The 3,028-nt window shown below is 74.6% G+C and carries 3 protein-coding genes and 1 pseudogene; 1 reads left to right on the top strand and 3 read right to left on the bottom strand.

Going from position 1 to position 3,028, the window contains the following annotated elements:
- Window positions 1-232: pseudogene (locus tag N869_RS13985) on the bottom strand (o-succinylbenzoate synthase); the annotation flags it as partial.
- Between the two features lie 38 nt (window positions 233-270).
- Here N869_RS13985 and N869_RS13980 point away from each other — a divergent pair.
- Entirely contained in the window at window positions 271-1,224 is a 954-nt protein-coding gene (locus N869_RS13980; RefSeq protein WP_035062593.1) for a 1,4-dihydroxy-2-naphthoyl-CoA synthase, read from the top strand.
- Window positions 1,225-1,227: 3 nt separating this feature from the next.
- Here N869_RS13980 and N869_RS13975 read toward each other — a convergent pair whose 3' ends face one another.
- On the bottom strand, window positions 1,228-1,458 hold the full coding sequence (locus tag N869_RS13975) for a hypothetical protein (protein ID WP_035062591.1): 231 nt from the start codon (window positions 1,456-1,458) through the stop codon (window positions 1,228-1,230).
- 130 nt (window positions 1,459-1,588) lie between these two features.
- Window positions 1,589-2,740 (bottom strand): DUF3048 domain-containing protein, encoded by a 1,152-nt coding sequence (locus N869_RS13970; RefSeq protein WP_084137215.1) that lies wholly within the window; start codon window positions 2,738-2,740, stop codon window positions 1,589-1,591.
- Window positions 2,741-3,028: the final 288 nt, after the last annotated feature.

Here is a 3,028-nt window from a genome sequence, read left to right as displayed (position 1 = left end):
CCGGGACCGTGACGTTCACCGGCACCCGGTCCCGCACGGGGGCGGGCCATGCGCCGTCGGCGGCCTCGCGGGCTGCCCGCCACCACGCCCGGGCGGCGTGGTCGTCGTAGTCCCAGAACGGTGCGAACTCCCCCCACCCGGCCTCGCCGCGGACCAGCGCGCCGTCACGCGCGGTCAGGCCACGGAACCGGGTGCGCAGACCCACGCGGTAGACGTGCAGCTCGGCGCTCACCCCACCACCGTACTGACCTCTCGCTCTAGGGTGACCGGATGAGCGCACCGCCCGACCCGGTCTCCGACACGTTCGACCCCCAGCGGTGGCGGGCCGTCGAAGGGTTCACCGGGCTGACCGACCTGACGTACCACCGGGGTGTGGACCGCACCGGTCCCGAGGAGCGGGACCTGCCCGTGGTGCGCGTGGCGTTCCACCGGCCCGAGGTCCGCAACGCGTTCCGGCCGCACACCGTCGACGAGCTCTACCGGGTCCTGGACCACGCGCGCATGACGTCCGACGTCGGCATCGTCCTGCTCACCGGGAACGGACCCAGCCCCAAGGACGGGGGGTGGGCGTTCTGCTCGGGCGGCGACCAGCGCATCCGCGGGCGGGACGGGTACCGGTACACCGACTCCCCCGACGCCCAGCTCGCGGACCGCATCGACCCGGCCCGCGCCGGGCGGCTGCACATCCTGGAGGTGCAGCGCCTGATCCGCACCATGCCCAAGGTCGTCGTCGCGGTGGTGGACGGGTGGGCGGCCGGCGGGGGGCACTCGCTGCACGTGGTGGCCGACCTGTCGCTCGCGTGCCGTCAGCACGGCCGCTTCAAGCAGACCGACGCCGACGTCGGGTCGTTCGACGGGGGGTACGGGTCGGCGTACCTGGCCCGCCAGGTCGGTCAGAAGCGCGCGCGGGAGATCTTCTTCCTGGCGCGGGAGTACTCCGCCGACGACGCCGAACGGTGGGGGGCCGTCAACGAGGTCGCCGACCACGACGACCTGGAGGCCCTGGCGCTGGAGCACGCCCGCATCATCGCCGGGAAGTCGCCCCAGGCGGTGCGGATGCTGAAGTTCGCGTTCAACCTCGCCGACGACGGGCTCATGGGCCAGCAGGTGTTCGCCGGTGAGGCCACGCGCCTGGCGTACATGACCGACGAGGCGGTCGAGGGCCGGGACGCGTTCCTGCAGCGCAGGGACCCCGACTGGTCGGCGTTCCCCTACGCGTTCTGAGGGTCAGCGCGAGGACACCAGCCACACGCCCAGGTCGGCGACCTCACGGGCGACCAGGGCGGCCCCGACCACCAGACCGAACAGCATGACCACGGAGACCAGGACGGGGATGGTGGACCGGAGGCGTTCACGCGCCTCCTCCTCCGAGCCCGGGGCGGAGTCGGCCCGGTGGCCCGCGACCGGGTGGATGGTGACGGTGCGGATGTCGTCGTCATGACGTGCGATGTGTGCCATACGACGACTGTGCCGCGCGGGGTGCCGGTCGCGGATCGGCCCCGCGGATGGACCTCGAGGCGCCCGCCTCCGACCCCGGGATCAGGGCACGGCACCGGGGTCATCCCCAGGTCGTAGGGGTGTCCCCGGATCAGCCCACCGTGTAGGACCCGGTGCCCCGGGGGACGAGCTCGACCCAGGTGCGGCCCGGCGCCAGGAGCAACGGGTCCCCCTCGGCGTCGAACAGCTCCAGGGGCGCGTCCAGGCCCTCCTTGGACCAGGTGCCACGGACGGTGCGGCCACCGGTCGCGACCGTCACGGGGCCGCTGCCGACCAGGTCGTAGGTGGGGACCCGGGCCCCGCCCTGCGCGCGGTAGCGGGTGTCCGGGTGCGGGGCGGTGACCGCGACGACGTTCACGGCCGACAACCGTTCGCCCGAGGACGACGCGGCGGGCACCCCGGCCTCGGACCGCAGCCACAGGCCCTCCCCGGAGTCCCAGGTCCACGAGGGCCGGGCCAGGCTCGACAGCCGGAACGTCAGGCTCGTCGCAGGTGAGCCGTCGACCACCGCGGTGGCCGACGCCGCGTCCCGGGCGAACGCGAACTGGCGGGGCGGTGGCGCGGACCGGTCGGCGCCGGCCTGCGCCAAGAACGTCTCCATCGACCCGTACACGTTGTGGGGCGCCCGCCGCGAGCTGATCCGGTACAGCCCCGGGTCACCGTCGTCGTGGCTGATGACCTGCACCCCGGAGGAACGGACCTCGGCGAGGATGCCGTCCTGCCCACCGGAGAACGCCAGCAGCCCGCCCAGGGGGGCCACGAGGGCGGGGTCCACGGGTCGGACCGACCGGATGGGGCCGACGTCCCCGGGCACCGTGGAGTGGAACACGGCCACGTACCGGGAGACGTCGAACTCCACGACCGTCTCCCACACGACGTCCGCGTGCTCCAGACCGGTCTGGGGGCGGGACTGGGCGGAGTTCTCGACCTTGACCGCGACCGCGGGGCGGGGCGTGACCTCCTCGACCTCCACCCCGGTCAGCGGCCACACGACCGGGACGTCCGGCGGCGGCGGGGTCGCGCGGGTGACCTCGATCGCGGGGGTGACCGTCACCGGGTCCGGCACGACCGGTTCGGGAGGCTGGGCGCAGGCCGTCGCCGCCACCACCACGCACGTCCCGGACACCAGGGCACCCGCACGCCGCGCGGCGGCCCGCACCCGACCGTGACCACCCGGCTGCCGGGCGGCCTGGCGACGGGCAGGTCGGCGGCGGGCGGCACCCCACGGGTTCGACGTCGACATGGGTTCGCTCCTCCTGCTGCCGGTGGGCACCGGCGGGACAACACGGTCGGCCGGCACGGGCGAACGTCACGTGCGGCATCGTCACTGTACGTCGCACCTACGCTGTTGACGTGCACCGACGCTCCGTCCCCCTGGTCCCCGACGGTGTCGTGGACGACCCGTCCCCGGACGATCTGGACATCACGGCCCGCCGGCTGGGCGCAGCCCTGGACGGGTCCGGGCCCCCCGTGGACCTGACCGGTCCCACGGCCGGCGCGCGCACGGGGCCGGGCGGCCGACCGAGCGACC

The sequence above is a fragment of the Cellulomonas bogoriensis 69B4 = DSM 16987 genome, assembly GCF_000767165.1.
Taxonomy (GTDB): domain Bacteria; phylum Actinomycetota; class Actinomycetes; order Actinomycetales; family Cellulomonadaceae; genus Actinotalea; species Actinotalea bogoriensis.
The sequence above is the reverse complement of the archived record's forward strand: the minus strand, read 5'-3'. Positions and strand labels throughout refer to the sequence as shown.

What these genes read in the sequence shown, in the direction of transcription:
- N869_RS13970 (WP_084137215.1), bottom strand. Translation starts at nt 2,740, where the DNA reads ATGTCGACGTCGAACCCGTGGGGTGCCGCCCGCCGCCGACCTGCCCGT.
- N869_RS13975 (WP_035062591.1), bottom strand. Translation starts at nt 1,458, where the DNA reads ATGGCACACATCGCACGTCATGACGACGACATCCGCACCGTCACCATC.
- N869_RS13980 (WP_035062593.1), top strand. Translation starts at nt 271, where the DNA reads ATGAGCGCACCGCCCGACCCGGTCTCCGACACGTTCGACCCCCAGCGG.